Source organism: Rhizobium mongolense USDA 1844 (genome assembly GCF_000419765.1).
GTDB classification, from domain to species: domain Bacteria; phylum Pseudomonadota; class Alphaproteobacteria; order Rhizobiales; family Rhizobiaceae; genus Rhizobium; species Rhizobium mongolense.
Map to the genome: position 1 here is coordinate 128,870 of NZ_ATTQ01000003.1, position 26,009 is coordinate 154,878.

The 26,009-nt window shown below is 60.0% G+C and carries 21 protein-coding genes and 5 pseudogenes; 14 read left to right on the forward strand and 12 right to left on the reverse strand.

Going from position 1 to position 26,009, the window contains the following annotated elements:
• Positions 1 to 138 precede the first annotated feature (138 nt).
• Complete coding sequence (locus A3C3_RS0106340; protein WP_022713766.1) at positions 139 to 2,049, forward strand: PAS domain S-box protein; 1,911 nt, start codon at positions 139 to 141, stop codon at positions 2,047 to 2,049.
• Positions 2,039 to 2,662 (forward strand): response regulator transcription factor, encoded by a 624-nt coding sequence (locus A3C3_RS0106345; protein ID WP_022713767.1) that lies wholly within the window; start codon positions 2,039 to 2,041, stop codon positions 2,660 to 2,662. Before A3C3_RS0106340 ends, A3C3_RS0106345 begins: the two co-directional genes overlap by 11 nt.
• Positions 2,663 to 2,994: 332 nt before the next feature.
• On the opposite strand, the gene A3C3_RS0106350 is transcribed toward A3C3_RS0106345, so the two are convergent.
• Positions 2,995 to 4,065 carry an LLM class flavin-dependent oxidoreductase gene (locus tag A3C3_RS0106350; protein WP_022713768.1) on the reverse strand — a complete coding sequence of 357 codons (1,071 nt, stop codon included), beginning with the start codon at positions 4,063 to 4,065 and terminating at the stop codon, positions 2,995 to 2,997.
• Between the two features lie 313 nt (positions 4,066 to 4,378).
• On the opposite strand from A3C3_RS0106350, the gene A3C3_RS0106355 reads away from it, so the two are divergent.
• From A3C3_RS0106355 to A3C3_RS0106365, 3 genes are all read left to right on the forward strand, one after another.
• The gene (locus tag A3C3_RS0106355) at positions 4,379 to 5,185 is read left to right on the forward strand and encodes a sulfite exporter TauE/SafE family protein (protein WP_022713769.1); all 807 of its coding nucleotides are present in this window, start codon (positions 4,379 to 4,381) and stop codon (positions 5,183 to 5,185) included.
• Positions 5,186 to 5,498: 313 nt separating this feature from the next.
• Positions 5,499 to 5,741 carry a type II toxin-antitoxin system ParD family antitoxin gene (locus A3C3_RS0106360; RefSeq protein WP_028739446.1) on the forward strand — a complete coding sequence of 81 codons (243 nt, stop codon included), beginning with the start codon at positions 5,499 to 5,501 and terminating at the stop codon, positions 5,739 to 5,741.
• The gene (locus A3C3_RS0106365) at positions 5,738 to 6,031 is read left to right on the forward strand and encodes a type II toxin-antitoxin system RelE/ParE family toxin (RefSeq protein ID WP_022713771.1); all 294 of its coding nucleotides are present in this window, start codon (positions 5,738 to 5,740) and stop codon (positions 6,029 to 6,031) included. Before A3C3_RS0106360 ends, A3C3_RS0106365 begins: the two co-directional genes overlap by 4 nt.
• Positions 6,032 to 6,337: 306 nt before the next feature.
• Here the strand turns inward: A3C3_RS0106365 and A3C3_RS37845 are convergent.
• A pseudogene (locus A3C3_RS37845) lies at positions 6,338 to 6,916 on the reverse strand (LysR substrate-binding domain-containing protein); the annotation flags it as partial.
• Between A3C3_RS37845 and A3C3_RS46755 the strand changes: the two are divergent.
• Positions 6,911 to 7,033: pseudogene (locus A3C3_RS46755) on the forward strand (substrate-binding domain-containing protein); the annotation flags it as partial. The pseudogenes A3C3_RS37845 and A3C3_RS46755 overlap by 6 nt on opposite strands.
• 101 nt (positions 7,034 to 7,134) lie before the next feature.
• Positions 7,135 to 7,321, forward strand: a pseudogene (locus A3C3_RS48500) (amidohydrolase family protein); the annotation flags it as partial.
• A 209-nt stretch (positions 7,322 to 7,530) separates the two neighbouring features.
• On the opposite strand, the gene A3C3_RS0106385 reads toward A3C3_RS48500, so the two are convergent.
• On the reverse strand, positions 7,531 to 8,121 hold the full coding sequence (locus A3C3_RS0106385; protein WP_022713775.1) for an SOS response-associated peptidase: 591 nt from the start codon (positions 8,119 to 8,121) through the stop codon (positions 7,531 to 7,533).
• 56 nt (positions 8,122 to 8,177) lie between these two features.
• Between A3C3_RS0106385 and A3C3_RS0106390 the strand changes: the two genes are divergently transcribed.
• Positions 8,178 to 8,675 carry an SOS response-associated peptidase family protein gene (locus A3C3_RS0106390; RefSeq protein WP_022713776.1) on the forward strand — a complete coding sequence of 166 codons (498 nt, stop codon included), beginning with the start codon at positions 8,178 to 8,180 and terminating at the stop codon, positions 8,673 to 8,675.
• Here the strand turns inward: A3C3_RS0106390 and dinB are convergent.
• Positions 8,672 to 9,760, reverse strand: coding sequence for a DNA polymerase IV (dinB, locus tag A3C3_RS0106395; protein ID WP_028739447.1), 1,089 nt, complete (start codon positions 9,758 to 9,760; stop codon positions 8,672 to 8,674). The two genes, A3C3_RS0106390 and dinB, sit on opposite strands and share 4 nt — an antisense overlap.
• Positions 9,761 to 10,452: 692 nt before the next feature.
• On the opposite strand from dinB, the gene A3C3_RS0106400 reads away from it, so the two are divergent.
• The 4 genes from A3C3_RS0106400 (at position 10,453) to A3C3_RS0106415 (ending at position 17,192) form a co-directional block, all read left to right on the forward strand.
• Positions 10,453 to 11,463, forward strand: coding sequence for a DUF7256 domain-containing protein (locus A3C3_RS0106400; protein WP_022713778.1), 1,011 nt, complete (start codon positions 10,453 to 10,455; stop codon positions 11,461 to 11,463).
• A 272-nt stretch (positions 11,464 to 11,735) separates the two neighbouring features.
• Entirely contained in the window at positions 11,736 to 12,494 is a 759-nt protein-coding gene (locus A3C3_RS0106405; RefSeq protein ID WP_022713779.1) for an ImuA family protein, read from the forward strand.
• Positions 12,415 to 13,929, forward strand: coding sequence for a Y-family DNA polymerase (locus A3C3_RS0106410; RefSeq protein ID WP_022713780.1), 1,515 nt, complete (start codon positions 12,415 to 12,417; stop codon positions 13,927 to 13,929). The genes A3C3_RS0106405 and A3C3_RS0106410 overlap by 80 nt, the downstream gene beginning before the upstream one ends.
• Positions 13,929 to 17,192 (forward strand): error-prone DNA polymerase, encoded by a 3,264-nt coding sequence (locus tag A3C3_RS0106415; protein WP_028739449.1) that lies wholly within the window; start codon positions 13,929 to 13,931, stop codon positions 17,190 to 17,192. The genes A3C3_RS0106410 and A3C3_RS0106415 overlap by 1 nt, the downstream gene beginning before the upstream one ends.
• Before the next feature lie 38 nt (positions 17,193 to 17,230).
• On the opposite strand, the gene A3C3_RS0106420 is transcribed toward A3C3_RS0106415, so the two are convergent.
• Entirely contained in the window at positions 17,231 to 18,262 is a 1,032-nt protein-coding gene (locus A3C3_RS0106420; protein WP_022713782.1) for a LacI family DNA-binding transcriptional regulator, read from the reverse strand.
• 114 nt (positions 18,263 to 18,376) lie between these two features.
• Here A3C3_RS0106420 and A3C3_RS0106425 point away from each other — a divergent pair, with 114 nt between their 5' ends.
• Together A3C3_RS0106425 and A3C3_RS0106430 are read left to right on the forward strand one after the other, a co-directional pair.
• Positions 18,377 to 19,327 (forward strand): dihydrodipicolinate synthase family protein, encoded by a 951-nt coding sequence (locus tag A3C3_RS0106425; protein ID WP_022713783.1) that lies wholly within the window; start codon positions 18,377 to 18,379, stop codon positions 19,325 to 19,327.
• A gap of 225 nt (positions 19,328 to 19,552) precedes the next feature.
• On the forward strand, positions 19,553 to 20,935 hold the full coding sequence (locus tag A3C3_RS0106430) for an MFS transporter (RefSeq protein WP_022713784.1): 1,383 nt from the start codon (positions 19,553 to 19,555) through the stop codon (positions 20,933 to 20,935).
• A 3-nt stretch (positions 20,936 to 20,938) separates the two neighbouring features.
• Here A3C3_RS0106430 and A3C3_RS48110 read toward each other — a convergent pair.
• The 7 genes and pseudogenes from A3C3_RS48110 to biuH form a co-directional block, all read right to left on the reverse strand.
• Positions 20,939 to 21,212, reverse strand: a pseudogene (locus tag A3C3_RS48110) (DUF5615 family PIN-like protein); the annotation flags it as partial.
• A complete protein-coding gene (locus tag A3C3_RS0106440; protein WP_022713786.1) occupies positions 21,209 to 21,841 on the reverse strand; it encodes a DUF433 domain-containing protein in 633 nt (210 codons plus the stop codon). The gene A3C3_RS0106440 and the pseudogene A3C3_RS48110, both read right to left, overlap by 4 nt.
• A gap of 150 nt (positions 21,842 to 21,991) precedes the next feature.
• Positions 21,992 to 22,715 (reverse strand): annotated as a pseudogene (locus tag A3C3_RS41265) (amidase family protein); the annotation flags it as partial.
• A 21-nt stretch (positions 22,716 to 22,736) separates the two neighbouring features.
• The gene (locus A3C3_RS0106455) at positions 22,737 to 23,090 is read right to left on the reverse strand and encodes a cupin domain-containing protein (RefSeq protein ID WP_022713789.1); all 354 of its coding nucleotides are present in this window, start codon (positions 23,088 to 23,090) and stop codon (positions 22,737 to 22,739) included.
• Positions 23,083 to 23,751 (reverse strand): cysteine hydrolase family protein, encoded by a 669-nt coding sequence (locus A3C3_RS0106460; RefSeq protein ID WP_022713790.1) that lies wholly within the window; start codon positions 23,749 to 23,751, stop codon positions 23,083 to 23,085. Before A3C3_RS0106460 ends, A3C3_RS0106455 begins: the two co-directional genes overlap by 8 nt.
• Entirely contained in the window at positions 23,751 to 25,301 is a 1,551-nt protein-coding gene (locus tag A3C3_RS0106465) for an ABC transporter ATP-binding protein (protein WP_022713791.1), read from the reverse strand. Before A3C3_RS0106465 ends, A3C3_RS0106460 begins: the two co-directional genes overlap by 1 nt.
• A complete protein-coding gene (gene biuH / locus A3C3_RS0106470) occupies positions 25,298 to 25,999 on the reverse strand; it encodes a biuret amidohydrolase (RefSeq protein ID WP_022713792.1) in 702 nt (233 codons plus the stop codon). Before biuH ends, A3C3_RS0106465 begins: the two co-directional genes overlap by 4 nt.
• Positions 26,000 to 26,009: the final 10 nt, after the last annotated feature.

A 26,009-nucleotide genomic window follows, 5' to 3' on the forward strand; every position in this document is an offset into this window, starting at 1 on the left:
CGACTGTGCCTGGACATGTCCTGTTCATGGAGGCGGAATTTTTGGGCTCTGTCGGGTTCCCCCGGAGGCTTATCGATACGCATTGCTGTTGATTGAACGCGGTAGCCGGAGCGTCATAAATTCCGGGCGGAGAGTGTTGTGGATAGAGAGCCGGAAACCGATCCCATTATCGATCTGATCCCCGCAATGGTGTGGTCCGCGACATCGGATGGCATGCTGGATTTCGCCAACCAGCACTTTCTTGAGTTCATCGGGGCGCCGCTTGAGGCAATCTCCGGAGTGGGATTCTACAAGCTGTTTCACCCCGACGACACGTCACATCTCGCTTCGGAATGGCATGACATCATGGCATCGAAGAATGCCAGAGAGGTCGTGGGCAGGCTGAGGCGCGCAGATGGCCAATATCGTTGGTGCACGCTCCGGCAAAAGCCGCGGCTCGATGCCGAAGGAAATGTCGTGAGATGGTATGGTGTGGTCCTCGACATCGAAGATCGCAAACAGGTCGAAAACGCATTGAAGGAAACGAAGACTGCACTTGCGGCTAGCGAAGAGAACCTCAGCCTTATCATCAATTCTCTGCCTGTTCTCGTATGGTCAGCCCGACCGGATGGCAGTGCCGATTTTGTCAATAAAAGCTGGTTGGACTATGCAGGTCGTCCTGCCGACCAAATCCTCGAGTGGGGCTTTCTGGACCTTTACCATCCTGATGACATTCCAGGCATGGTGGACACCTGGAAGAAAGACCTCGAGCATTCCGACCACACCGTCTTAAAAGGGCGCATTCGCGGAGCAGACGGCAATTACCGATGGTTTTATTTCTCGGGCCGCAAGCTGGTTGATGCCAACGGCATCGTTCGCTGGTTCGGCGTCAATATCGATATCGAAGACCTGCAATATGCGGAGAATGCTCTTCGAGAAAGCGAAGCTGCGCTCAGGGAAAGCGAACACAAGCTCAATCTTATCATCAATACGATACCCGCGATGGCATGGTCCTGCACTTCAGATGGCCGGCTTGAATACTTCAATCGAAACTTGATCGATTATGTCGGCCTACCTGTTGAGGAGATCGTGGGCTTCGGTTTTTACCGCATGTTTCATCCCGATGATGTCGAGCCGATGCGGGTGGCCTGGGACGATATCGTGGCCTCGAAAAAAAGTCGTCCCGTAGACGCCCGCATCAGACGCGCGGATGGCGAATATCGATGGTTCAACCTTCGACAAAGCCCGCTTCTGGATTCTGATGGAAATGTCGTGAGATGGTACGGGGTAGTCGTCGATATCCAGGATCGCAAGCGGGCGGAAGAGTCCTTGCGACAAAGCCAGAGTAACTTGGCGCATGTGACGCGGATGACGGCCACGGGCGAACTTGCCGTTTCGATCGCCCATGAGGTTAATCAGCCGCTGATGGCAATCGTCACAAATGCCGGCACATGCCTGCGCTGGCTGCAACCGGGACATACCGATATCGAACAGGCCCGGCTCGCGGCCGAGAGGATCGTCAAGGATGGTCATCGCGCCGGCGACATCATCGCGAGTATCAGAGCAATGGCTCAGAAGTCACCAGCCCGGATGGAGCGAACTGACTTGAAGGGCGCCTTGCGTGATGTGCTGGATCTTTTGAGAGGGGAACTTCGTCACCGACAGATCGAACTCGATCTCGATCTTCCGAAATGGTCTCCGGAGGTCATTGGGAATCGAACCCAGCTGCAACAGGTAGTTCTGAACTTGGTCATGAATAGCGCCGAAGCGATGGGCGCTTCTTCGAGCGAAAGACGTATCGGCATCAGATGTACTAAGGACGAGGAGCAATTCGTGAGAGTGAGTGTCTCCGACTCAGGGCGCGGTGTTCCGCCCGACGAATTGGACCGAGTTTTCGAAGCGTTCTACAGCACAAAGGCCGACGGTATCGGAATGGGACTTTCGATATGTCGCTCAATCGTCGAAGCCCATGGCGGCAGGATTTGGGCTTCGGTGGCAGACAGCCAAGCTGGCACGGTGTTCACGTTTACATTGCCAATGGCGGAGGTCACAGCCGACTATGATCGATGATCGCAAAAGAGGACCGCCGACCGTCATCATTATAGATGACGACGAAAGCGTCCGCGAAGCTTTGAGAGGACTGTTCGAATCCGTAGGGCTTGCCACTGAAACCCATGGCTCGGTGCCGGAGTTCCTTGCTGCGGATGATCCCGACCGTGCAGGTTGTATTGTCCTGGATATTCGGCTGCCAGGCCAGAGTGGACTGGAGTTTCAGGAGGCTCTGGCGAAAAACCGGTATCCAAGGTCGGTGGTGTTGATCAGCGCTCATGTTGATGTCGCTATGGCTGTTCGAGCAATGAAAGCCGGGGCTATTGATGTCCTTACCAAGCCCGTGCGCGAACAGGACTTGCTTGAAGCGGTAAACCGTGCTTTGGCAAGTGATAATGCTCGACGCGAAGAGGCTAATCAAACTGCTGCATTGCGCCAAAGGTATTCCAAACTTTCCGAGCGTGAGCGGCAGATCATGGCATTTGTTGTCGCCGGGAAGCTGAACAAGCAGATTGCGGCTGAGGTTCAGCTCGCGGAGGCCACCGTGAAGCTTCATCGCGGCCACATGATGCGGAAAATGCACGCATTATCAGTCGCCGACTTGGTGAGAATTGCTAGTATTTTGGGTGATTGAGAGCAGCCGTCGGTTCGGATCCCTTCAAGACCAAAGATGTTCGGCTTCACCAGCGGGAATTACAACGGCTACCTTGACGTGGCCCGCCGCTTCTTCGTAAATCCGCACGACGACCCACCTCACCCCCTTCATCGGCACGCCGCCGATCCGTTATCTGGCTGGCAAAGGGGCGCAGGAGTCCATCCGCCCGAAGATGTTCCTGCGCATTAGCGATGGCTGACGAGAGTAACATGGGAGCGATTACCGCGGGGACAGACGCCAAGGTAAAAACATCGGCGGCCAAAAAGGTTATCGGCTGCCAACAAAGCTGAGGCCGAGACGCGGCGTCGCCCTCAGCTGCGCAACAGCGGAAGCAGCTGATCGCCTTGTCGCTTGATCTCGGACAGGTATGGCGTGTCGGAAAGCACGAAATGCGTGATGCCGAGCTCTTGGTATTTGCGCAGCGAACGGGCGACGTCCGCCGCCGAGCCGACCAGCCACGTGGTACCGGCGCCGCCCCCGCCAAACTTGCCTGGTGTGGTATAGAGATTGTCGTCGAGCACTTCGCCGCGCCTATGCAGATCGAGCAGCCGCTGCTGGCCCACCGCGACGGCCTGCAGGTGGTCGTTCCAGCCGGTGCCCTTGCTCTTGGCCATCTCGGCGACCTTCGCCTCGGCATCGGCCCAGGCCTGCTCCGTGGTGTCGCGGACTAGCGTGGTGATCCGCAACCCAAACTCCAGCGGAGGGAGGTCGCGGTCCAATTCCCTACTCAGCGCCTTGAGCCGCGTAATCCGCTCCCGGACACCTTCGAGGGGTTCACCCCAGAAGAGCTGAATATCGGCTTCGGTGGCGGACACCCGCTCGGCCGCTTCTGAGGCACCACCGAAGTAGAGCTTGGGGTGACGACGGTCGCCGCGGACCTCGATGCGCGGCATGACGGTGGATTCGGAGACCTTGAAGTGCTCGCCTGCATAGGTAATGTTCTCTTCGGTCCACAGCCTGCGCACCAGCCGCATGAACTCCTTCGTCCGGGCATAGCGGTGTGCCTGATCGCTTTCGCTGTCACCGTAGGCAGAGAGATTGTCTTTCCCGGACACTATGTTGATTCGCACGCGGCCGCCGGTGAGATAGTCCAGCGTGGCCGCAGCCGACGCGAAGTGCGCCGGTCGCCAATAGCCCGGGCGGATCGCAATGAGTGGCTCGAAGGTGGTGGTTCGCGCGGCGAGCGAAGCTGCGACGGTGAACGTGTCGGGCCGACCCCACCCCGTGCCGATGAGTGCGCCCTTCCAGCCGTGATCTTCCAGCTCCTTTGCGTGGCTGGTCAGCATCTCCAGGCTGTTGTGATTTTCAACAGTGGAATCACCGCGGTGGCCAGGCCTGACGTCGTTGGGGATATACCAAAGAAATTCGGCATTGCTGCTCATGCGGTTAGCCTGCAGTTCTGTGTGGTCTGAATAGCACGGGAAGGTGGGCTATTTTCTATCGAAACTATAGAGTATTTAGTTTAAGAATCCGCTGAATAGTAAAATATCGTGCCAAGCCGGAGGAGTCAGGAACGCTCTTGAGCTGCCTGAGTCCCATCGGCTTCCAGCGACAGAAAACCTCAAGCCTCCACCTCGCAATCCATCCCCTTGTTGCTTCGTAGAGCTGCGGTTTTGACCGTTATATCAGTTCATCTCGACTTGGGTCGGAAGGCTCGATAGGTTCTGCCGACTACAACGCTCCGAAGGATTCCCAATGGCCGAACCTGCCGTGCAACCGACGTCCCGCAGCGCACCGGCATCCTTCGGGGGAGGCGCTTTGATCGGGACCCTGGGTGGCCTTATCGGGCTTGGCGGGGCGGAGTTCAGACTGCCTCTGCTGGTCGGCGTCTTTCGTTTCGCGGCTCTTGAGGCCGTCATCATGAACAAGGCCATGAGCCTGGTCGTGGTGGCGTCCGCGCTACCGTTTCGCGCCGCTACGGTTCCGTTCGACATGATCGCCGATCATTGGACTGTGGTCGTCAATCTTCTGGCTGGGAGCCTGCTGGGCGCATGGTTCGGAGCGGGTTGGGCGGTGAGACTAAGGTCACACATGCTCTACAAGGTGATCAGCATCCTTCTGGTCGTGATCGCGGCTGTCCTCGTTCTTGGACATGACGCTACCGCAGGCCAGCCGCTCCTTCAGGGTACGGCGCAGCTCATCGCCGGGATCGCAGGGGGCTTCAGCATCGGCGTCGTCGCCTCCCTGCTCGGAGTGGCGGGCGGGGAGCTTCTGATCCCAACCCTCGTCCTCCTGTTCGGCGCGGACATCAAGCTGGCGGGCAGCCTGGCGGTCGCCGTCAGCCTGCCGACAATGCTGGTCGGCTTCACCCGATACAGCAGAGACCAGAGTTTTTCGGTCCTCGGCCGCAACAAGCGGTTTCTGCTCACGATGGCCGCAGGATCGATTGTCGGAACGTTCATCGGCGGGCTGCTCCTCGGGATCGTCCCGAACGCACTGCTTCTTCCAGTCCTTGCCGCGATCCTGCTGGTTTTCGCATGGAAGGTCTGGCGGCACAAATAGATCAAAGGTCCGAGAAGCCCATCGAACTGTCTCGATCAAGAGCCTTGGGCGGGCTCCTCTACCCACGTTCAAAAGCAACAGCCGTAACCGCTCTTTATCGAGGAAATCCACAACGGCGTAAACGGCGGTTTAAGTGCAAAAAGCAACAGCAGCGAAACCGCCGTCCTGTTCCATAAATATGCATATGCCTCAAGCCGTCGCTAAGTCATTGAAGTTGATGCTATCGAGATGGACTGGTCCGCCTCATAAAGGCTTCGAGCCTTTGACAAACTTTGCCAAAATCGGTTATGTTGCCTTCAAATGGAGGTTATCAATGGCCACGATGAACGTATCTCTTCCAGGCCCGATGAAGGATTGGGTGGAGGCTCAGGCCAGGACCGGGCGATATTCGAATGCTAGCGACTACGTGCGCGACCTGATCCGACGCGACCAGACGCGAAACGACAAGATCGCCGCCATGCAAAGTTTCGTCGAGGCCGGGCTCCAAAGTGGTGTCGGCATCCGATCAAAGGATGAACTCTTTGCTGAGGCGATGGCTCGTGCCAGCAAGTCATGAGTTTTAAGCTTTCTGCCGAAGCGGAAGAGGACATTATTGCGATCGCCGAGCAAGGTGTCCGTATGTTCGGGGCAGGCCAGGCAAAGCGATACCACGATGAACTTTTCGCATTAGTTGATCTGATAGCTGTCAATCCACGCATCGCGCGCGAACGGGATGAGATTGATCCGCCCGTTAGAATTCATCCCTTCAAAGCGCATCTAATCGTTTATCGGATCGAAGATGATGAGACAATTTTTGTAATACGAATTCGCCACGCGCATGAAGATTGGGCAAGTGATTCAATTTAGCGCACCTCGGATGGAGCTGTGGGATTTGGTGTGTCTCAGGTTCGAATCGGTTCAAGACCCACAACCGCCCACACGGTCACCGTTGATGCCCCGAGATCTGAGCCTAAATCACATGCTGATATGGTCAGAACGATGACGGACTATTGTGGAAGCTCAGGACCTCGCTGCCTGCTCCAGCCTGTCCCGTCGCACCGAGCTTCCTGCTCGTGGACACTGTCATCGTCGCGTCTTGTCGTAGTTGTGCGAGCCGATTTCCTGAACGCGATATTCGGCCCAACTTAGTTTCTCGACTGCCCTAAAAATGAACTATCTTGCCAACCACTCGGCAAAGACCTTCGCCAATCTCCTTTGGCTTCCGGTTTTCGGATAGGCAAGATAGTGGCCGATGTAGCGATTGTCTCGACAGGCTCCAACAAACGCGGGGACCAATCGCCCGCTGTCCAGATCGGGGCGCGCCAGGACGTTCGACTCGAGAGCGATGCCGAGCCCATTCGCCGCGGCATCCAGGGCCATGAAACTCCGATCGAAGCTCATCGTCGGCACAGGAGGACTCCCGAGGTTGTTCGCCTCGAACCAGTCGATCCATTGAATTCGCTTCAGATCGCTGCGGATCAGCGGGAACCTGAAGATGTCGCGGATTGACCCCAGCGATGAAGCCATCTCCGGAGAGCAGAGAGGCGACACGATCTCTTCTGAAAGCGGAATCACGATGAGATCCTCTCGGTTCTGCGGCTCCCCGTAGATGATATCCAGGTCGAAAAGACCGTCGGTGAAGCGTGCATATGTGGTGCTGGACGCGACCCGCACCTCCACCTCAGGATTTTCCTTCAGGAACGCAGGCAGACGTGGAGAAAGAACCTTGGCTGCGTAGCTGGGGGCGCAATGACCAAGGCTCCGGTCAAGAAGGATCTGGCACTGGTCATGCCGCTGGTCACGGCCGACAAGGTCGATTCACCGGAAGCCAAGGCCGTGATCGCCCGCGTCTTCCCGCCGGCCAAGTGATATCAAGCGGGTGCGGGTCCTCGACGCTGCACCCGATCGTTTTACCCATAGCGGCGGAATCAGAAGCATGGACCAGTTTCCCATCATAGATCCCCATTTCCTATGTCGAAGAGGCGATCGCTGCTTTCGGGTGGAGCGCTGCATGTTCGCTTCCAACTTCCGGTCGACAAGCTTTTTTCGAGTTACGACGCGATATTCGATTCGTTCAAGGAGATTGCGAGGACCTTTGCCGAAAGCGAGCGCAGCGCCTTGTTCCATGATAATGCCGCGCGGTTTTACCGCCTCTGACGCGCTTTGATGCCCACAATGGGCATTAAGCAGGGCAATGAGGTTGGCCGGTATGTTTTCTCTAACATTTATCCGCCAGCCTGAGGGAGCAGGTGGCCGCTTGAGGCGCCCTGGGGTGGGTAGTGCCACCACCGGCGGCCCAACCGTCGACTTCAGAGGCGTTCTCTCGCGAAAAGAACGGTGATCCAAACTTGGGCCTACACGGCGATTCACCCCACCTGCTCGACCTTTAGCGAACCTACCGGCAGAGGTTGAATGATGGAGCTCGCGGAGACGCCCGGATCGAGCCAATCCGCCCAAGCGCTGCGGTCCAGGATGACGAGCTGCCGATCGTGGTAAGGGGCGATGTCCGGCCCGGGCTCCATCGTCAGCATCGTGAAAGCCTGTCCAACCTCGGGCGTCTCGCGCCAGATGCCGGCGATGCAAAAGATCGGCTCGTCCTTCTTGGTGAACAGCCACTTGTCCTTGCGCTTTTTCGTCGGATCCTTGGGGTCGGTGAACTCGTAGAAGCCGTCGGCAATGATCAGGCAGCGGTTGGAATTGAACTTCCGGCCTTCCGACCGGAAATTATAGACCGGCCGCTTGTTCGGCCCCGGCCAGCTCCAGCGCCGCTGCACAAGCTCGGCCTCATTGCGACCGCCGTTGATGGCTCTGACGACGGGGCCGACGTCGGTAATCTTGATGTCCTCGCGCGCCTCGAGGTTCGGCGCGCCTTCGCCGAAACGGATCTTGATCTTGAGATCGGCGAAGTCCTCGACGATCGAGGCGACATTCACCATCAGCCGATAATCATTGCACATGCATCCTCCTTTCGGTTCTGGTTGTCTCGTAGACGTGTTCCTGATATGTTCCATTTATGTTGAGCGCGAAGGTTTTCCAGTCCGACGCCCCGCTCGACGAGCGCCGCGTCATCATAAGGCGCCTTCACCGCGATGTGGAGATGGTCGAACTGCCATGGGGTCTGCGTCCGCGCGAGGGGGGGCCGCGTGCAGTGAACGTCATCCGATCGGAGGGAAGGACGTTTCCGACCCACCGATGCCTGGTGCCCGCTTCCGAGTTTCGCCATCGGAGCTTCAGCTTCTCGCTCGTAAACGGCGACTGGTTCTATTTCGCGGGGATCTGGCGGCCTGCGACCCCCGATTGGCCGGAGTCCTATGCCATGCTGACGACCGAGGCGAATGCCGATATCGCGCCGTTCCACGACCGGCAGATGGTGGTTCTCACTCGCGATCAACGCATGGTCTGGCTCGACGCACTCGTGCCCGAGGACGAAATCCTTCGACCCCCGTCAGCGGGGACATTTCGCGTCAGGCGCCATTCAACCTCTCCTGTTCAGACAAAGCTTGCGGTCTAAAGCGCCAGACGCAGCTGCGGTTCCGCGACAGGTGCTCTCCGTTCCAACGAAGACAGCGACACACCGAGCAAACGTATTCCCTTTCGCGGCGGGAAGATCGGCGCGAGAAGCAGGCCGACCAACTCCTCGAGATCGCCGATCGCCGGCAGAGGCATGGGAGCGGTCTTGCTGCGAGTGATCTGGGTGAAGTCGGCATACTTGACCTTGAGCGTCACCGTCTTGGCGCCGATTTCGTTGGCCTCGCAGTATCCCCAAACCTTCTCAATCAGCGGCTGAAGCCCTTCGCGCGCGGGCTCGTAGGAATGGATGTCCTCAGCGAACGTGTCCTCAGCGCCGACCGATTTCCGCACCCGGTCCGGTTTGACCTGGCGATTGTCGATGCCGCGGGCGATCCCATAGAAATACGGTCCCGACTTGCCGAAATGCTGGGTGAGATAGTCGAGGGTTTGCTCCTTGAGGTCCGCGCCGGTCTCGATTCCGAGCCGATGCATCTTTTCGGCGGTTGCCGGTCCGACGCCGTGGAATTTCTCGACGGGAAGTTGCTCGACGAAGGCCGGGCCGTCCTTTGGGGTGATGACGGCCTGGCCGTTCGGCTTGTTGAGGTCGCTTGCCATTTTGGCGAGGAACTTGTTGTAGGAGATCCCAGCCGACGCATTGAGGCCGGTGACCTGCTTGATCTTTCCGCGGATCTCCAACGCGATCTCGGTGGCAATCTCCATGCCTTTGAGATTGTGGGTGACATCGAGATAGGCTTCATCGAGGGAGAGCGGCTCGATCATTGGCGTGTATTCGGCAAAGATCTCCCGGATATGCCGCGAGACCGCCTTGTAAACATCGAAGCGCGGCGGCACGAAAATCAGCTCCGGACATTTACGCCTGGCGGTGACCGACGGCATGGCCGAGTGAACGCCGAATTTTCGCGCTTCGTAACTGGCCGCCGCCACAACGCCGCGCGCCGCCGCATAGCCGACGGCAACCGGTTTGCCGCGCAATTCCCGGTTATCGCGCTGCTCGACCGAGGCATAAAAGGCATCCATGTCCACATGGATGATTTTTCGGACGGGGGTCGAGCTCATGTCGTTCATGGCGGCTTCAGCGATCGCGATGGGGTCGGCCGGGTCATTCAGAGATCTGCGCCGAAACAAAAAGAGAACATAGCAGGCTTCGCCGTCATATCAACTGTTTCCTCGATCGCAACGGTCGCGCCGCGAAACGAGCAGGGGCCAGAGGCGTTGACGTTCTGTGGAGATCAACATGAGGAGGCAGCCCAATAGCGGATACCGGAGCTGATAAACGCTACGTCCGGCGCGACAAGCAAGGTAGATTCAAGCAAAGCGTCGATTCCTCGCGATCGCTCTCCGCCGATGCGCCCCACGACGCGAAACACGAGGCCATGGGCAGGAGGTAATGGCGACCGCAAGCAGTGATTTGGATGCCCACCGATACCGAGGTCCCCACGCTTCCGTCGGCGCGTAAAAAGTCGCCGATAAAGCCATCGAACTGATCGCTCGTTCGAGTCCCATCTCAAAAGAGAACGCTGAGCAACTGGTCCGTTTCCGCAATGAACAGTCGAACCGTGGTCGGCGGACTATGATCGCACCTTTGCGTCATCAAATGAGAGCGAGACGGCAGTGCTTTCAAAAAGAAGGAAGTGCCAGTAATACACTTTCAGGCACAAGGATTGTCTGTTCTGCTCAAGGCGCGGCACATGCGAAAACGGGAATTCCTGACGGGGGTGGCTGTTCTGGCCCTGTCCGTCGCCGCAGGAGGTGTAGGCATGGCGGCGTCGAACGAACCGGTTGATGCTGCAGCGCTTGCAGCGCTACGGCCCGGTATGCCGATGTCGGCGGTCGAGAAGGCCATGGGCTCCGCCTGGCGCACACTGGCGCCTCATAAAGGCGGCATCATCGATATTGTCGAAAACACCCACGGCGTCATCGTGCGGATCGATCGCAAAGGGCTGGTCGGCCAGATCAGCTTCAACTCCCGCTTCGAGCATACTATTGCCGGCGTGCCCATGGGCATCTCGCTTGACGATCTTCGCACCACCCTGCCGGATATGCAGATCGGCGAGGAAAGCAAGGTGCGGCGAGCCACCCGTTTCGGCAAAAAACAATTGCCGGAGGGCGAGCTTTCCGTCCGCATCACCTATGATAGGGTCTACGAGATCGAGATTTCGAACCCCGACGCAGAATATGCGGAGCCCACCGCGCCGCCCTACCCTGCTGCGAGCGGCGCTCCCGGCGCACCTTTCTCGGACCCGAACCTGAAGCTTGCGGTCATGTCGTCGCTTCTCTACGCCAAGGCGCTCGATCTCGGCACGCCGCAACAGCTTGCGAGCCATGTTCTGGGGCGGACGGTCGATCTGGAGAAGGATGGCGACGAGCTCATCCCCGAAGCGCTGGACTATCTCACCCGCTATCCGCTGAGCGACGAACAGCTTGCGGCCGTCGAAAGGATCGAATTCGACGGCAGCGGGGCGATCTATCCGTTCGCCTGGTATTTCTGGGGCGGCGAGGAAGGCGTGTTCGATGTCAGGGATATTTCAGGCATCCGCTTCTGCCCCAACCTGAAGAGCATTTCGGTGAACTCGATGATCGACAAGGTCGATATTCGCGCCCTTGTTCCGCTGAAGACCCTTCAACGGGTGAGCATCAACGTCCCGTCGGAAAATATCGAGGCATTGCTCGATCTGCCGTCGCTCAGAACAGCCGGCCGCTTTCCCCCGAACCCGGTCACGCGCGAAATTTTCGAGGAGTTGGAGCGGCGCGGCGTGCAAGTCAACTGATCGCAGCCCGCCGACGGATCGGCAAATAAATTCAATGATCCGCTCACGATGATCCTTTAGTTGGCCACAGATCGTTCCTGGGCTCGAGGTCGCCACGCGAAAAAATTCCCTTTTCTGCCATCGATTTGAATCCGTTGGCGGAATCACCGGAAGCACATCGCCCTTCAACTCTCGCGGGCCGAGCGCGCATTGACTCGTTTTCACTTTGAGAACAAATACAGAACATATCCCTGTTCCTCAAGTCAAAAACGGGTTGCCGTCAGAAGGAGACCATGACCTCAGCAGTCGCTTCAAATGCAGTTCTCACCGAGTTGCGCGACAAAATTGCCAACTTGGAAGGGACGGGCTCACGCAATCGAAGCGTCTTGCCGTTCGGAGTGGGCGAGATCGATGCGCAGCTACCGGGAGGAGGGCTCGCCTATGGCGCGCTGCATGAGGTGGCCGGCGGCGGAAACGGAGCGATCGATGGAGCGGCTGCCGCACTCTTCGTCGGCGGCATCGCCGCCCGCACCAGTGGCAAGGTGGTCTGGTGCCTGACGCGCTTTGACCTCTTCTTCCCGGCCTTCGCCCAGATCGGCCTCCACCCCGACCGCGTCATCTTCGTCGAGGGCGATAAGGAAGAGACGGTGCTCGCAAGTTTTGAGGAAGCCTTGCGCTACGGCGGCCTCGGTGCCGTCGTCGCCGAAATCGTGCGCCTGCCGATGACGGCATCGCGCCGCCTCCAGCTTGCAGCGGAGAAGTCAGGGACATTGGGTTTGGTGGTCCGCCGATGGCGGCGGCAGACGGAGGCCTCCGACTTCGGCATGCCGACGGCTGCGGCAACCCGCTGGCGCATCTCGGTGCTGCCATCCGAACCGCTTGCCGTTCCCGGGATTGGGCGGGCGCGATGGCTGGCAGAGCTGATGCGGGTCAGGGCCGGCGAGGGAGGTGAATTCATCATCGGAGCATGTGATGGCCAGGGTCGTATCTGTCTTTCTTCCGACGCTGCCGACCGACCGGATCAGGCGGGCCGATCCTTCGCTATCCGTTGAAGCGCCGCTGGTGCTGATCGCCAGGAGCGGCTCGAAGCGCTGGATCTCCGCCGCCGATCAGGTAGCTCTCAAGCTCGGCCTTCGCGTCGACATGCCGGCGGCAAAGGCGCAGGCGCTGGTGCAGGGCCTGATCATGATCGATGCGGATCCGGCGGCGGACCTTGCGGCGCTGGAACGTCTGACGCTCTGGGCACTGTCGCAGTATTCTCCGGTCGTCGCCATCGATCTTCCCGATGGCATCGTCATGGATACGGAAGGTGCCGACCATCTTCAGGGCGGCGAGGAGCTGATGCTGTCGGGGCTCGTCAATCGCATGCGCGGCCGAGGTCTTGCCGCCCGTGCGGCGATCGCCGATACGTGGGGTGCTGCGCATGCATTGGCGCGCACGATGAACCGGGAAACGCTGATCGTCGCGCGCGGCGAGACCCACAAGGCCGTAAACCGGTTGCCTCTCTCGTCGCTGCGACTGCCGTCCGAGACCGTTGTGAGCCTCCGGACTCTTGGTTTCGCGAACGTCGGCGATCTCGCCGGCACACCACGGGCGCCGCTGATCTTGCGCTTCGGGCCGGAGGTCGGACGGCGTCTCGACCAGATGTTCGGACGCGTCGCCGAGCCGATCGATCCGATCCGGGTGGCGGAACTTGTCGAGGTTCAAAAATCATTCGCCGAGCCGATCGGTGCACGCGAGACCATCGAGAAGTACGTCACTCGACTCGTGCGACAGCTCTGTCTGCAACTCGAAACGCGCGGGCTTGGGGTTCGACGCGCCGACCTCATCGTCCACCGCGTCGACAACACCCTTCAGGCGCTCCGAGCCGGGACCGCCAAGCCCGTCCGCGACATCGCCTGGCTGACGAAACTGTTCCGCGATCGCATCGAGAGGATCGAACCCGGTTTCGGTATCGAGAAGCTCAGTCTTGCTGCCATCCTTGCCGAGCCGCTGATCGAGGCACAGTCGGCGTCGTCGCTCATCGAAGAACAGATCGCAGACGTGACGCCGCTCATCGATGTGCTCGGCAACCGCGGCGGCCAGCGGATTTTCCGTGTCGCGCCGGTCGCGAGCGATGTCCCGGAGCGCAGCGTCCAGCGGATCGCCCCGACGGCCGATGAGGACGGCGCCACCTGGCCGATGCACTGGCTAAGGCCGCCGCGGCTTCTGGCGCGTCCCGAACTGATCGAAGTGATTGCGCTCCTTCCGGATCATCCGCCGGTCTCGTTTACCTGGCGCGGCAAGCGGCGCCGGGTAAAGCGTGCCGACGGTCCGGAGCGGATCTTTGGCGAATGGTGGAAACGCAGCGCCGAATGGATCGCGGTGCGTGATTACTTCGTCGTCGAAGATGATACCGGTGAGCGGTTCTGGATTTTTCGATCGGGTGACGGCGTCGATACGGAAACCGGATCGCATAAATGGTTCCTGCATGGGGTGTTTGCGTGATGCGCTACGCCGAGCTCCAGGTCACCACCCACTTCTCGTTCCTGCGAGGCGCAAGCTCGGCAGAGGCACTGTTTGCGACCGCAAAACTCATGGGCATCGAAGCGCTCGGCGTCGTCGACCGCAACAGCCTGGCCGGTATCGTCCGGGCGCTGGAGGCCTCGCGCGCCACAGGGCTGCGGCTCGTCGTCGGCTGCCGGCTCGATCTCCAGGACGGCATGTCGATCCTCGTCTATCCGACCGATCGTGCCGCCTATTCGCGGCTGACGCGGCTGCTGACCTTGGGCAAGGGCCGCAGAGGGAAAGCAAAATGCATCCTCCATTTCGATGACGTGTCGCTGTATGCCGAGGGCCTGATCGGCGTTCTCGTACCAGACTTGGCCGATGACGCCTGCGCCATGCAACTCAGGAAGATGGCGGAGGTCTTTGGCGATCGTGCCTATGTCTCGCTCTGCCTGCGCCGCCGCCCCAACGATCAGCTTCGACTGCATGAACTGTCGAACCTGGCGGAAAGGCACCGGGTAAAGACCGTCGTTACCAATGATGTGCTGTTTCATGAACCCGGCCGCCGGCAGTTGCAGGATGTCGTCACCTGCATCCGTACCGGAACCACCATCGATGATGTCGGCTTTGAGCGTGAGCGGCACGCCGATCGATATCTGAAGCCCCCGGAAGAAATGGCTCGTCTCTTTCCCCGCTACCTGGAGGCCCTGGCGCGGACGATAGAGATTGTTGATCGCTGCAAGTTCTCGCTCGAAGAGCTGGTCTATCAGTACCCCGAGGAGGCGCTGATCCCGGGCATGACGGCGCAACAGTCGCTGGAGCATTATACCTGGGAAGGCGTCAAGACGCGTTATCCCGAAGGTCTGCCGGCGCATGTCGAGAAGACCATTCGTCATGAGCTCGCTCTGATCGAGACGATGAAATACGCGCCTTACTTCCTGACGGTCTTCTCGATCGTCCGTTATGCCCGATCGCAAGGCATTCTCTGCCAGGGCAGGGGGTCGGCTGCCAATTCCGCTGTCTGTTATGTGCTCGGCGTCACCTCGATCGACCCCGACACCAACGATCTCCTGTTCGAACGCTTTGTCTCCCAGGAGCGCGACGAGCCGCCCGATATCGATGTCGATTTCGAGCACGAACGGCGCGAGGAAGTCATCCAGTGGATCTACAAGACCTATGGCCACGACAAGGCAGCACTCTGCTCGACCGTTACCCGCTATCGCGCCAAGGGGGCCATTCGCGATGTTGGCAAGGCGCTGGGTTTGCCGGAGGATCTGATCAAGGCGCTCTCCGCCGGCATCTGGTCCTGGTCGGAAACGGTCGGCGAGCGGCAGGTCCGCGACCTCGGTCTTAATCCGGAAGATCGGCGTCTCACCCTGACCCTACGACTCGCGCAGCAGCTGATGGGGGCGCCGCGCCATCTCGGTCAGCATCCCGGCGGTTTCGTCCTCACCCATGACAGGCTCGACGACCTGGTGCCGATCGAGCCGGCAACCATGATCGATAGGCAGGTCATCGAATGGGACAAGGATGATATCGAGGCGCTGAAATTCATGAAAGTCGACGTGCTGGCGCTCGGCATGCTGACCTGCATGGCCAAGGCCTTTGCCCTGATCCGGGACCACAAGCATCATGATCTCGCCCTCGCCACGATCCCTCAGGAGGATCCGGCGACCTATGCGATGATCCGCAAGGCCGATACGCTCGGAACCTTCCAGATCGAATCCCGCGCCCAGATGTCCATGTTGCCGCGCATGAAACCGCAGACCTTCTACGATCTCGTCATCCAGGTGGCGATCGTCCGCCCCGGGCCGATCCAGGGCGACATGGTGCATCCCTATCTCCGGCGGCGCGAAGGCAAGGAGAAGGTCGAGTACCCGACGCCCGAACTGGAGGCGGTCCTCCACAAGACACTGGGCGTGCCACTGTTTCAGGAGTCGGCCATGAAGGTGGCGATGGTCTGTGCAGGGTTCACGGGCGGTGAAGCCGACCAGCTCCGCAAATCCATGGCGACCTTCAAGTTCACGGGCGGCGTCTCGAGGTTCCAAGACAAGCTCGTCTCCGGCATGATCAAAAATGGCTATACGCCGGAATTCGCTGAGAAGACATTCAGCCAGCTCGAAGGCTTCGGCTCTTATGGTTTCCCCGAAAGCCATGCCGCTTCCTTCGCGCTGATTGCCTATGCCTCCAGCTACGTGAAATGCCATTTCCCGGACGTCTTCTGTGTGGCACTGCTGAACTCGCAGCCGATGGGCTTTTATGCCCCCGCCCAGATCGTCGCCGACGCGAGGAAACATGGTGTCGAAGTCCGTCCGGTCTGCATCAACCGGTCGCGCTGGGACTGCACGCTCGAGCCGGTCGACAACACCGACCGGCATGCGGTGCGGCTCGGTATGCGTCTGGTGCGCGGTCTGGCGACAGCCGACGCGGCCAGGATCGCCGCCGCTCGCGCCGATGAACACTTTGCATCGGTCGACGATGTGTGGCGGCGGTCGGGCGTACCGGCCGCCTCGCTCGTCGAGCTTGCCGACGCCGATGCTTTCCTGCCGTCCCTCCGCCTCGAGCGACGCGAGGCGCTCTGGGCGATCAAGGCCCTGCGCGACGAGCCGCTTCCGCTCTTCACTGCCGCGGCGGAACGGGAGGCGCGAGCCATCGCCGAGCAGCAGGAGCCGGAAGTCGAGCTCAGGCAGATGACCGAAGGCCACAACGTCGTCGAGGATTACAGCCATACCGGCCTGACGCTTCGCCAGCATCCCTTGAGTTTCCTGCGGAGCGACCTCACCAAACGTCGGATCGTCCCCTGTGCCGAAGCGATGGCGGCGCGCGACGGGCAATGGCTGATGGCGGCCGGCCTGGTGCTGGTGCGCCAGCGGCCGGGCTCGGCAAAGGGCGTGATGTTCATCACCATCGAGGACGAGACCGGTGTCGCCAATGTCGTCGTCTGGCCAAAACTCTTCGAGCGGTCGCGGCGCGTAGTGCTCGGCGCCGGCATGATGGCGATCAATGGCAGGATCCAGCGGGAAGGGGACGTGGTGCACCTGGTCGCCCAGCAGCTTTTCGATCTCTCGGCCGATCTGTCGAACCTTGCCGAGCGCGACGGAGCTTTCCGGCCGCCGACCGGCCGCGGTGACGAGTTCGCACATGGCTCACCCGGCAGTCCGGACTCCCGCGAACGACCGGCGCCGGGGCTTCGGGCAAGAGATATGTTCGTGCCGGATCTTCATATCGATACATTGAAGATCAAGAGCCGGAATTTTCAGTGATTCTGAAGGATGAACGCGGGTCAGCGGTTCGGTTCCTGTCAAGTCCTGGGCTTGGCGGACGATTTTCGGGGTATGAGGGTCGGGGCCGAGACACGGATCCGATCGTCCGCTGAAATAGCGCCGCTTGCGAGCAGGTCCAAAGCGTTTGACGCAATCTGCTCGAAGGGGACGCGAAGTGTCGTCAGCGGGGTTGGAAGATGACTGACGATAGGAATATCGTTGTATCCGACGACTGAAACATCGTTGGGCACGGAAATTCCGAGGCGCGAAAGACCGGACAGCGCGCCGATCGCGGTGTTGTCATTCACGGCAAAGATCGCCGTGGGACGATCTTCCAGGCGCATGAGCTGCTCGGCTGCATCCGCTCCAGCGTCGATCCCGAAGGTCGACGGAACAATGCAATCCGGACAGACCGAGACCCCAGCCTCGTCCAGTGCCTGCCTGTAGCCTTCGACGCGTCCGAGCGCGCTGGAGGCATATGACGGACCAGCAACTACTCCGATACGACGATGACCCAGGTCCAGGAGGTGGCGCGTCGCCAGATATCCACCCAACCTGTCGTCGCCAATCGAAGAAAGACTTCGTCCGTCGGTGCGTAGAGCCAGGACAAAAGGTACGCGCCGGGCCAGCAGCTCGTCAGGAAAATCATCATCCTCACGTGCGGTCGAAAGGATCAATCCGTCAACGCCCCGTTTTAGAAGCGACTCGGCAGCAAGCCTATCGGCCTTGGGCTTGTCATCGGTCGTCGCGACAATGGCGAAGCGGCCACTTTTGCTGCACGCTTTTGCCAGGGATTCGTAGAGCATAGCCATGACGGTATCGGTCAGCCGGGGCACGATCACGCCGACCGTCATCGTGCTGCCGCGTCTCAGGCTCGCAGCGGAGACATCTCGGACATAACCCATATCGTCCGCGATCTTCCGGACGCGACGCGCCGTTTCGTTATCGGACCGGGGAAGCCGCTCATCGAGGATGCGCGACACTGTGGATTTCGAAACGCCAGCAGCCGACGCAACATCAAGGATGGTCACCCGTGTCCGGCGGTTCGCTTCTTCGGCCTTTGAATCCATTTCACTTTTCCATTTACGGCGTTCTCGCGATCAATGCCCCTTGGGAACGTTCCCATTAACGTTCCCATCGCTGATCACGAAGGCGGACAGCGGCTATCAAGGAGGAGACAACCTATGCCAACGATGGATTTGAAGGGCCTGAGCCCGGCACCCGTTACCGCGTTCACTCGCGACGGAGAGGTCGATTACGCTGCCAATGCCCGTATCGCCAAGTGGCTCGCAGGCATGGACGGCGTAAGGAGCCTAGTCATTCTCGGCCATGCCGGCGAAGGCACATTCCTGACTGAGGAAGAGCGCCTGAAGCTCATCCGCACCTATGTCGAAGCCGTCAATGGTCAGGTTCCAATCATCGCCGGTATCACGGGCGAGGGCACCAAGGTCGCCGCTGAAGAAGCCAAGAAGTGCAAGGCTGCCGGCGCGACCGGCGCGCTCGTTTACCCCAACCACGGTTGGCTGCGCTTCGGGTTCCAGAAAGGCGCGCCGCAGGATCGTTACAAGGCGATCTGGCAGGAATCCGGTCTGCAGTGCATCCTCTTCCAGTATCCGGACGCCACCAAGGCTTCCTACGATCTGGACACCCAACTTGCGATCGCGACCCAGGATGGCGTCGTTGCCACCAAAAATGGCGTCCGAAACATGAAGCGCTGGTACGTCGAGATTCCGGAGCTCAAGAAGGCCAACCCGAACCTGCAGATCCTGACCTGCCATGACGAATGGCTGCTGCCGACCATGTTCGATGTTGACGGCCTGCTTGTCGGCTACGGCAATATAGCACCGGAGCTGCTGATCGACCTGATCAAGGCAGGAAAGGCGCAGAACTACACGGAAGCCCGCCAGATATTCGAACGTCTCCTTCCGGTCACCCGTGCCGTTTATCATCGTGGTTCCCACATGGAAGGCACCGTGGCCCTGAAGCTCGGCCTCGTTCATCGTGGTGTCCTCGACCATGCCACCGTCCGCGAGCCGCTGAAGAACCTCGGCGAAAAGGCGGAAGCGGAAATCTTCGCAGCCTTCGACGCCGCAGGCATCGGCCGGGTCGAGCAGCTGATGGCAGCAGCTGAGTAATTGAGAACGCCTCCGCCTTTCACGCGGAGGCGCTTTTATGGGGAGGAGAATTGCGGCCAGTGATGCGCCGCAGTCGCACCGTCTGTTACGCTGGTGCCTGCCTCGCCGGAGAGCCGTGCCTTCCGGATTCACAGCAACACCGTGCCAAAGGATCCCGAAGTTTAAGACATCCAACGCGTAGGTTCGACGCCAGGCCGGGAGAGCGGTCAGGCAAAGGGAGGAAACATGAATATGGAACAACGGATGACCGCGCCGTCGCCGGTCGTCGATGCCCAAGCTGAAATCAGTGCCCGCCTTGAACGGCTGCCGGTGACCCGGGAAGTCTTCTGGGCCCGAAACATCGTCGGCGCCGCGACATTCTTTGACGGTTACACCGTCATCGCCATCGCCTATGCCATGCCGGTTCTCGTCCGCGAATGGGGTTTGACGCCGGGACAGACGGGAATGATCCTGTCGATGGGTTACCTCGGGCAGCTGATTGGCGCCATCTGCTTTGGCTGGCTTGCTGAAAGGATCGGCCGTCTCAAAGTGCTGCTATTCACAATCCTGCTATTCGTCAGCATGGACGTCGCCTGCCTCTTCGCGGCCGGCGCCGGCATGATGATGGCATTCCGCATGATTCAGGGCATTGGAACCGGCGGCGAAGTTCCGGTCGCAAGTGCCTATATCAACGAGCTTATCGGCTCGAAGGGGCGTGGCCGCTTCTTCCTGTTGTATGAGGTCGTGTTCTTGCTCGGCCTCGTCGGTGCGGGCTTGATCGGCTACTTCATGGTCCCGGTCTACGGCTGGAAGGCGATGTTCGTCGTCGGCCTGATCCCTGCGATCCTCATGATCCCGCTGCGCTGGTTCCTCCATGAATCACCGCGCTGGCTGGCCGCCAACGGTCGCTATGAGGAAGCCGGCCGCATCGTCACCAAGTTGGAGAACAGTGCCCGCGCTGCCGGCAAGGAACTGCCGGAGCCGAAAGTCGTGGCCGCTCCCGTCCGCCGCAAATCCGACTGGCGCGAACTTTTCCAGGGCATCTACCTCAAGCGCACACTGTCGATCTGGGCCATGTGGTTCTGCGCCTATATGGTTGCCAATGGAACGATCACCTGGCTTCCGACCCTCTATCGGCAAACGTTCAATCTGCCGCTTGAAACCAGCATCTTCTACGGCTTTGTCACTTCGATCGGCGGTGTGATTGCGGCCGTTATCTGCGCACTGCTCATCGATAAAGTCGGCCGTAAGCGCTGGTACGCGGGTGCACTTCTGATCGCGCCGATCCCGCTTGTCATGCTCGCCTGGCTGGGTGCGACATCACCGATCCAGGTTCTGATCCTCGCCGGTCTCGCTTACGCCATCGTCCAGACCGTGACCTTCTCGCTCTACCTCTATTCAGCAGAGATCTACCCGACCCGCCTTCGTGCCATTGGCACGGGTACAGGCAGTGCCTGGCTGCGTCTCGGATCTTCTGCGGGGCCCATCGCTGTAGGCTGGGTCATGTCATCGATGGGCATCCAGTATGTCTTTGGCGCTTTCGCAGCGATCCTTCTGGTTGGCGCCCTGGTCACGGTCCTCTTCGCGGTTGAGACCAAGGGCCAGGTCCTGGAGGAACTTTCGCCGTGACGACAGACTGAGCGTGAACAATTCCCGTTGTTGCACCGGCAGGACTTGCGGAACGATGATCAACAGGCCGGCATGCAGATCCTCTTTGCTATAGAGTTTTCTGAAGTCGCGGGCATTGTTCGTCACGAAGGTGAAATCTCCCGCAACGATCCGAGGCATCAGATCCCAATCGGCCTCGCCGCTTAAACCCAGCCAATTCACGTGGAAGCAATCGTGCCCCGTGATCTTGAGCCACGGCCACGAGCGTGTGCAGGCATTCATCGATGAGGAATTTCACGAAGCCTTGCCTGAGGGTTTTCGTGTACTGGCGACGCCGAGAGGCAAACGGTTTACCGACTTCACCTTCAGGCCCTGTTCTGACAGCTTGCGAGGCCGCCCCCTGGCAGGATGGGCGGCGACCCAGATTTCGGCGAGATCTACCATGCGCGCTGTGAGAGCCGGATAGCCATCAACGAGCTCGTCGGTGGTAGCGCCTTGCTGTTTCATCGCAGCGATTGTTCGCACTGGTACGCGGGTGCCCTTGAAGACGGGCTCGCCGCCAACCACGCCTTTGACGCTATGGATAATCTTGTCCGCTTCCCGGAGCGCCTCGCTCCGTGCCGCCAGTTGCTCCCTTGCTCGGGCAACATCAACGATTAGATAGTCGTCCGCTCTGACAGTGGCTGCATTGGGATTCTCGTCAATTGTATCGAACAGACGCTTGCGACGCTCCGCGGACAGGATCGAGCCGACGCCATACCAGAGCTTCAAACGAAGCAGATCATCATCTGTGAGCGCTCGGACGGAACTGTGCGACAGTCGGGTCGCGAGGATTCGCTTGTCGATGGCGTTATGGACCGATTTGATGCCGATCTCACTCACGGCTGCCGCCTCGGCGGGCGTGTATTCACGAATGGCGCTGGCCATAATCATTCTCCTTGTGCAGAATATATATAGCAAGTGACGCTTGGCGTAAAGGTCGAGCTCTGAAACTCTATTTGCGACGGCTCGGAAAATAGAATTGTGCTGGTGAAGGTCGCGACTCCGCTGCTCTACTCGTCAGTCTCAACAGCTGACAAGCACCGGCTGGGCCGAGCCTAATCGGGGTGCGGGAACGAATTTCGAATGGGGATCCGTCTCGTCATATTTTGCGGCACGGAAAACACTTTCCAGGCATCATAGACCGTGAGCGCGAAGACCGAAACGCAGTCCAGCGTGCGACAGGCGGGAACAACGCCACTCGTCGAAAACGCGCCAACACTTGGTTTTAGGCCGACGATATTGTTGAGCCCGGCACGGATACGGCCTGAGCCGGCCGTATCCGTGCCGAGCGCAAAGCTGACGATGCCTTGGGCGGTCGCCACCCCCGAACCGGACGATGAACCGCCAGGCATCAGCTTGGGATCGATAGCGTTCCGCGGGATCGGGTAGGCGAGCGGGCGGACGCCGACGAGGCCGGTCGCGAACTGGTCGAGGTTGGTCTTGCCGATCACCAGAGCGCCGGCCTCTTTCAGCAGGCGGACGACAGTCGCGTCGTTTTCCGGCAGGTAGGCATAGTCCGGGAGGCGGCGGTGGTCGGCATGCCGGCAACGTCGATATTATCCTTCACTGCGATAGGAATGCCGAAAAGCGGTTTTGCAGGATCGAACGTTCCGAGTTTCGCCGCCTCGGCCAAAACGGTGTCCTTTTCGACCGGGTGAATGAAGATCCCGGGATCGCTAACTTCGATGATGCGGGCAAAGACCGCTTCGACAACGTCGGCGACACTGCCGCCATCCCCGTAGAACGCGTGCGGTGATATCGAAGGCCGGTCTCGTCGCGTTCATACCCTTTCCTCTTCCAGTATCCTTACGGGCCGATCCCATTGGATCAGGACGACGCAGCCGCTCTCGCTCCAGACGGAGTGTTCGGTGTCCGGCGCGTTGACGATATAGCTGCCACGGCCGTAATCGCCGGTCTCGTCGGATTGTACCCCATCGAGCACCAGGATGGTTTCAAGCCCCTCATGCCGGTGGCGCGGTACAGAGGCGCCTGGCTCGTATTTCAGGAGAGCCACGCCCGGCTGGTCGCCTTGGAAAGGTCTAATCCAGTGAATGGTGACTTCATCGCGGAAGCGGACGAATTCCAGATCCTTCCACCCACCCGATGTGAGCAGTTCGCGGGTCGTTTCAGGCATGGGCGATACTTTCCAGAATGTCGTCGACATGGGCAGTCCAGCCGACGATCGCGCCCTGGGCGCGGATCATCGCCATTGCCGCGGCCTTGAATTCGGGAAAATAACTCTCCGTCGCCTCCTCGGCGAGCAGACATTCATAGCCACGGTCGTTTGCCTCGCGCATGGTCGTCTGGACGCATACTTCCGTCGTGACGCCAGCAAACACGAGCTGCTTGATGCCGCCTTGCTTCAGCACGTCGCCGAGCTCGGTGGCATAGAAAGCGCCCTTGCCGGGCTTTTCAATCACCACCTCCCCGTCGACGGGTGCCACGTCCGGAAGAATTGCCGTGCCGGGTTCGCCCGAGATCAGGATGCGGCCCATCGGGCCTTCGTCACCGATCTTAAGCGAAGGACTGCCTCGGTCGCGTTTGGCGGGCGGCAGGTCGGAGAGGTCCGGCCGGTGGCATTCCATCGTATGGATGACCGGCAGGCCGGCAGCGCGAAAACCTTCGATCAGACGTTTCACGTCCGGCACGATCTTGGTGATGCGGCTGACATCATTGCCGAGGCACGCGCCGAAACCGCCAGGCTCGGCGAAATCGCGCTGCATGTCGATGACGATCAGCGCAAGTGCGCCGGATTTCACGGCAAAGGGAAAGGGTTCTGCCTTAATTGCGACCATCAATGATGCCCTGCCATATGCGCCCCGATGACGCCGATATCGGCCGAACGCGCCGGCGTCTCGTAGACGAGCTTGCCGTCCGAGATCACCATGATGCGGTCCGACATCTCGAGGAGCTCGTCGAGATCCTCCGAAAGAAGAAGGACCGCGGCTCCGGCATTGCGAGCCTTCATGATTCGGGCGCGGATTTCGGCGACGGCTGAGAAATCAAGGCCGAAACAGGGATTGGAGACGATCAGCAGATCGACATCGCCAGTCAGTTCGCGGGCCAGCACGGCACGCTGCACGTTGCCGCCCGAAAGCGCTGCAATCGGCGAGGAGGAAGAGGCCGTTTTGACCTTGAAATCTGAGATCAGCGCCGACGCACGCTTCTTCATGCTGCTGCTGTTCAGCCAGATCGCGTCCTGGCCGTCCGGCTTCAAGTCGAAGGTGCGGAAGGCAAGGTTCTCGCTGACGGTCATTTTGGGCGCGCAGGCGTTCTGCAACGGCTCTTCGGGGATGAAACGCACCTTGTTCTTGCGGGTCTCCTCGCGGGTGGCGCCGTAAGCCTCGCCATTGACCATGACCTGGCCGGTATCGGTCGGGCGCTGGCCAGCGAGAATTTCTGTCAGCTCCTTCTGGCCGTTGCCGGAAATGCCTGCAATGCCGACAATCTCGCCGGAGCGGACCGTAAGCTCGTCGATTTCGATCGTCTTCAGGCCGGACCGGTCCGGGGCTTTCACCTGGCTTACTCTCAGCACCGGTCTTGCCGCTTCCGCCACCGGCAGACGGCTGTCGAGCTCGGCGAGCTTGACGTCGCCGATCATCATCGCCGCCATCTCGGCGGTGGAGAGCTCGCCGACCTTGCCGGTGCCGACCAGCTTGCCGCGACGCAGGATCGAGCACGCGTCGGCGAATTTCGTCACCTCATGGAATTTGTGGGAAATCATCAGCACGGTGAGCTCGCCGCGTTCGGTCATGCCGCGCACGATGCCGAGCATCTCGTCGGCTTCGGCGGGGGTCAGCACGGAGGTCGGTTCGTCGAGGACGAGGAAGGAGCGGCCGAGATAGAGCTGCTTGACGATTTCGAGCTTCTGTTTTTCGCCGGCGGCAAGCTCGCTTACCGGCCTGTCGAGCGGGATCTTGAACGGCATGCGCTCCATGAAGGCCGCCAGATCCTTGCGTTCCCTGGCCCAGTTGATCACCGCGGGTACTTCGGTGCGGCTGATGACCAGGTTTTCAGCGCCGGTCAGAGACGGAACGAGTGTGAAATGCTGGTAGACCATGCCGAGCCCATAGGTCGCGGCATCCCTGGGTGAGGCGATTGCCACCTCGTGGCCGTCGACCGACAGCGAGCCGGATGTCGCGTGATAGAAGCCCATGATGCATTTGACGAGCGTCGACTTGCCGGCGCCGTTTTCGCCAAGAAGCGCGTGAAATGAGCCGGCCGGAACGGCGATCGAGACGTTGTCGAGCGCGGTGAACGAGCCGAAGCGCATGGTCATGCCGAGCGTATCGATGCCGACCGCCTTGCCGGCCTTGGGGAGGGGCGTGTCGCGAACGGTGCTCATGGCAGCTGGCTCACAAACGTTTCGGAATTGGAGACGGAGCCGAAGACGCCGCCCTGCATCTTCACCATCTTGATCGCGGCGAGGTGGTTTCCGTAGTCGGTCGCACCGCAGCAGTCCTCCAAAAGCAGGCATTCGTAGCCGCGATCGTTCGCCTCGCGCATCGTCGTCGAGACGCAGACATCGGTGGTGATTCCCGTGAGGATAATGTTCTCGATGCGCTTCTGATTGAGGATGAGTTCGAGGTCGGTGGCGCAGAACGAGCCCTTGCCGGGCTTGTCGATGATCGTCTCGCCTTCGATCGGGTAGAGTTCGGGGATGATGTCCCAGCCGGGTTCGCCACGCGTCAGAATACGGCCGCAGGGGCCGGGATCACCAATGCCGGCGCCGATCCGCTGCGAGCGCCAACGTTTGTTGGCCGGCAGATCGGCGAGGTCGGGACGATGGCCCTCGCGGGTGTGGATGATGTGGTAGCCCTTGGCCCGCATGGCGGCAAGTACGTGTTTGATGGGTTCGATCGGTGCCTGCACCAGCGACAGGTCGTAGCCCATGTGGTCGACATAGCCGCCCTTGCCGCAGAAGTCCGTCTGCATGTCGATGATGATGAGGGCGGTGTTGTCCGGCCTCAGAGCGCCGTTATAGGGCCACGGATACGGATCGGCGTCGATAAAATGCCCTTTGGATTCGGCGATCGCGTCCATCAATCTCTCT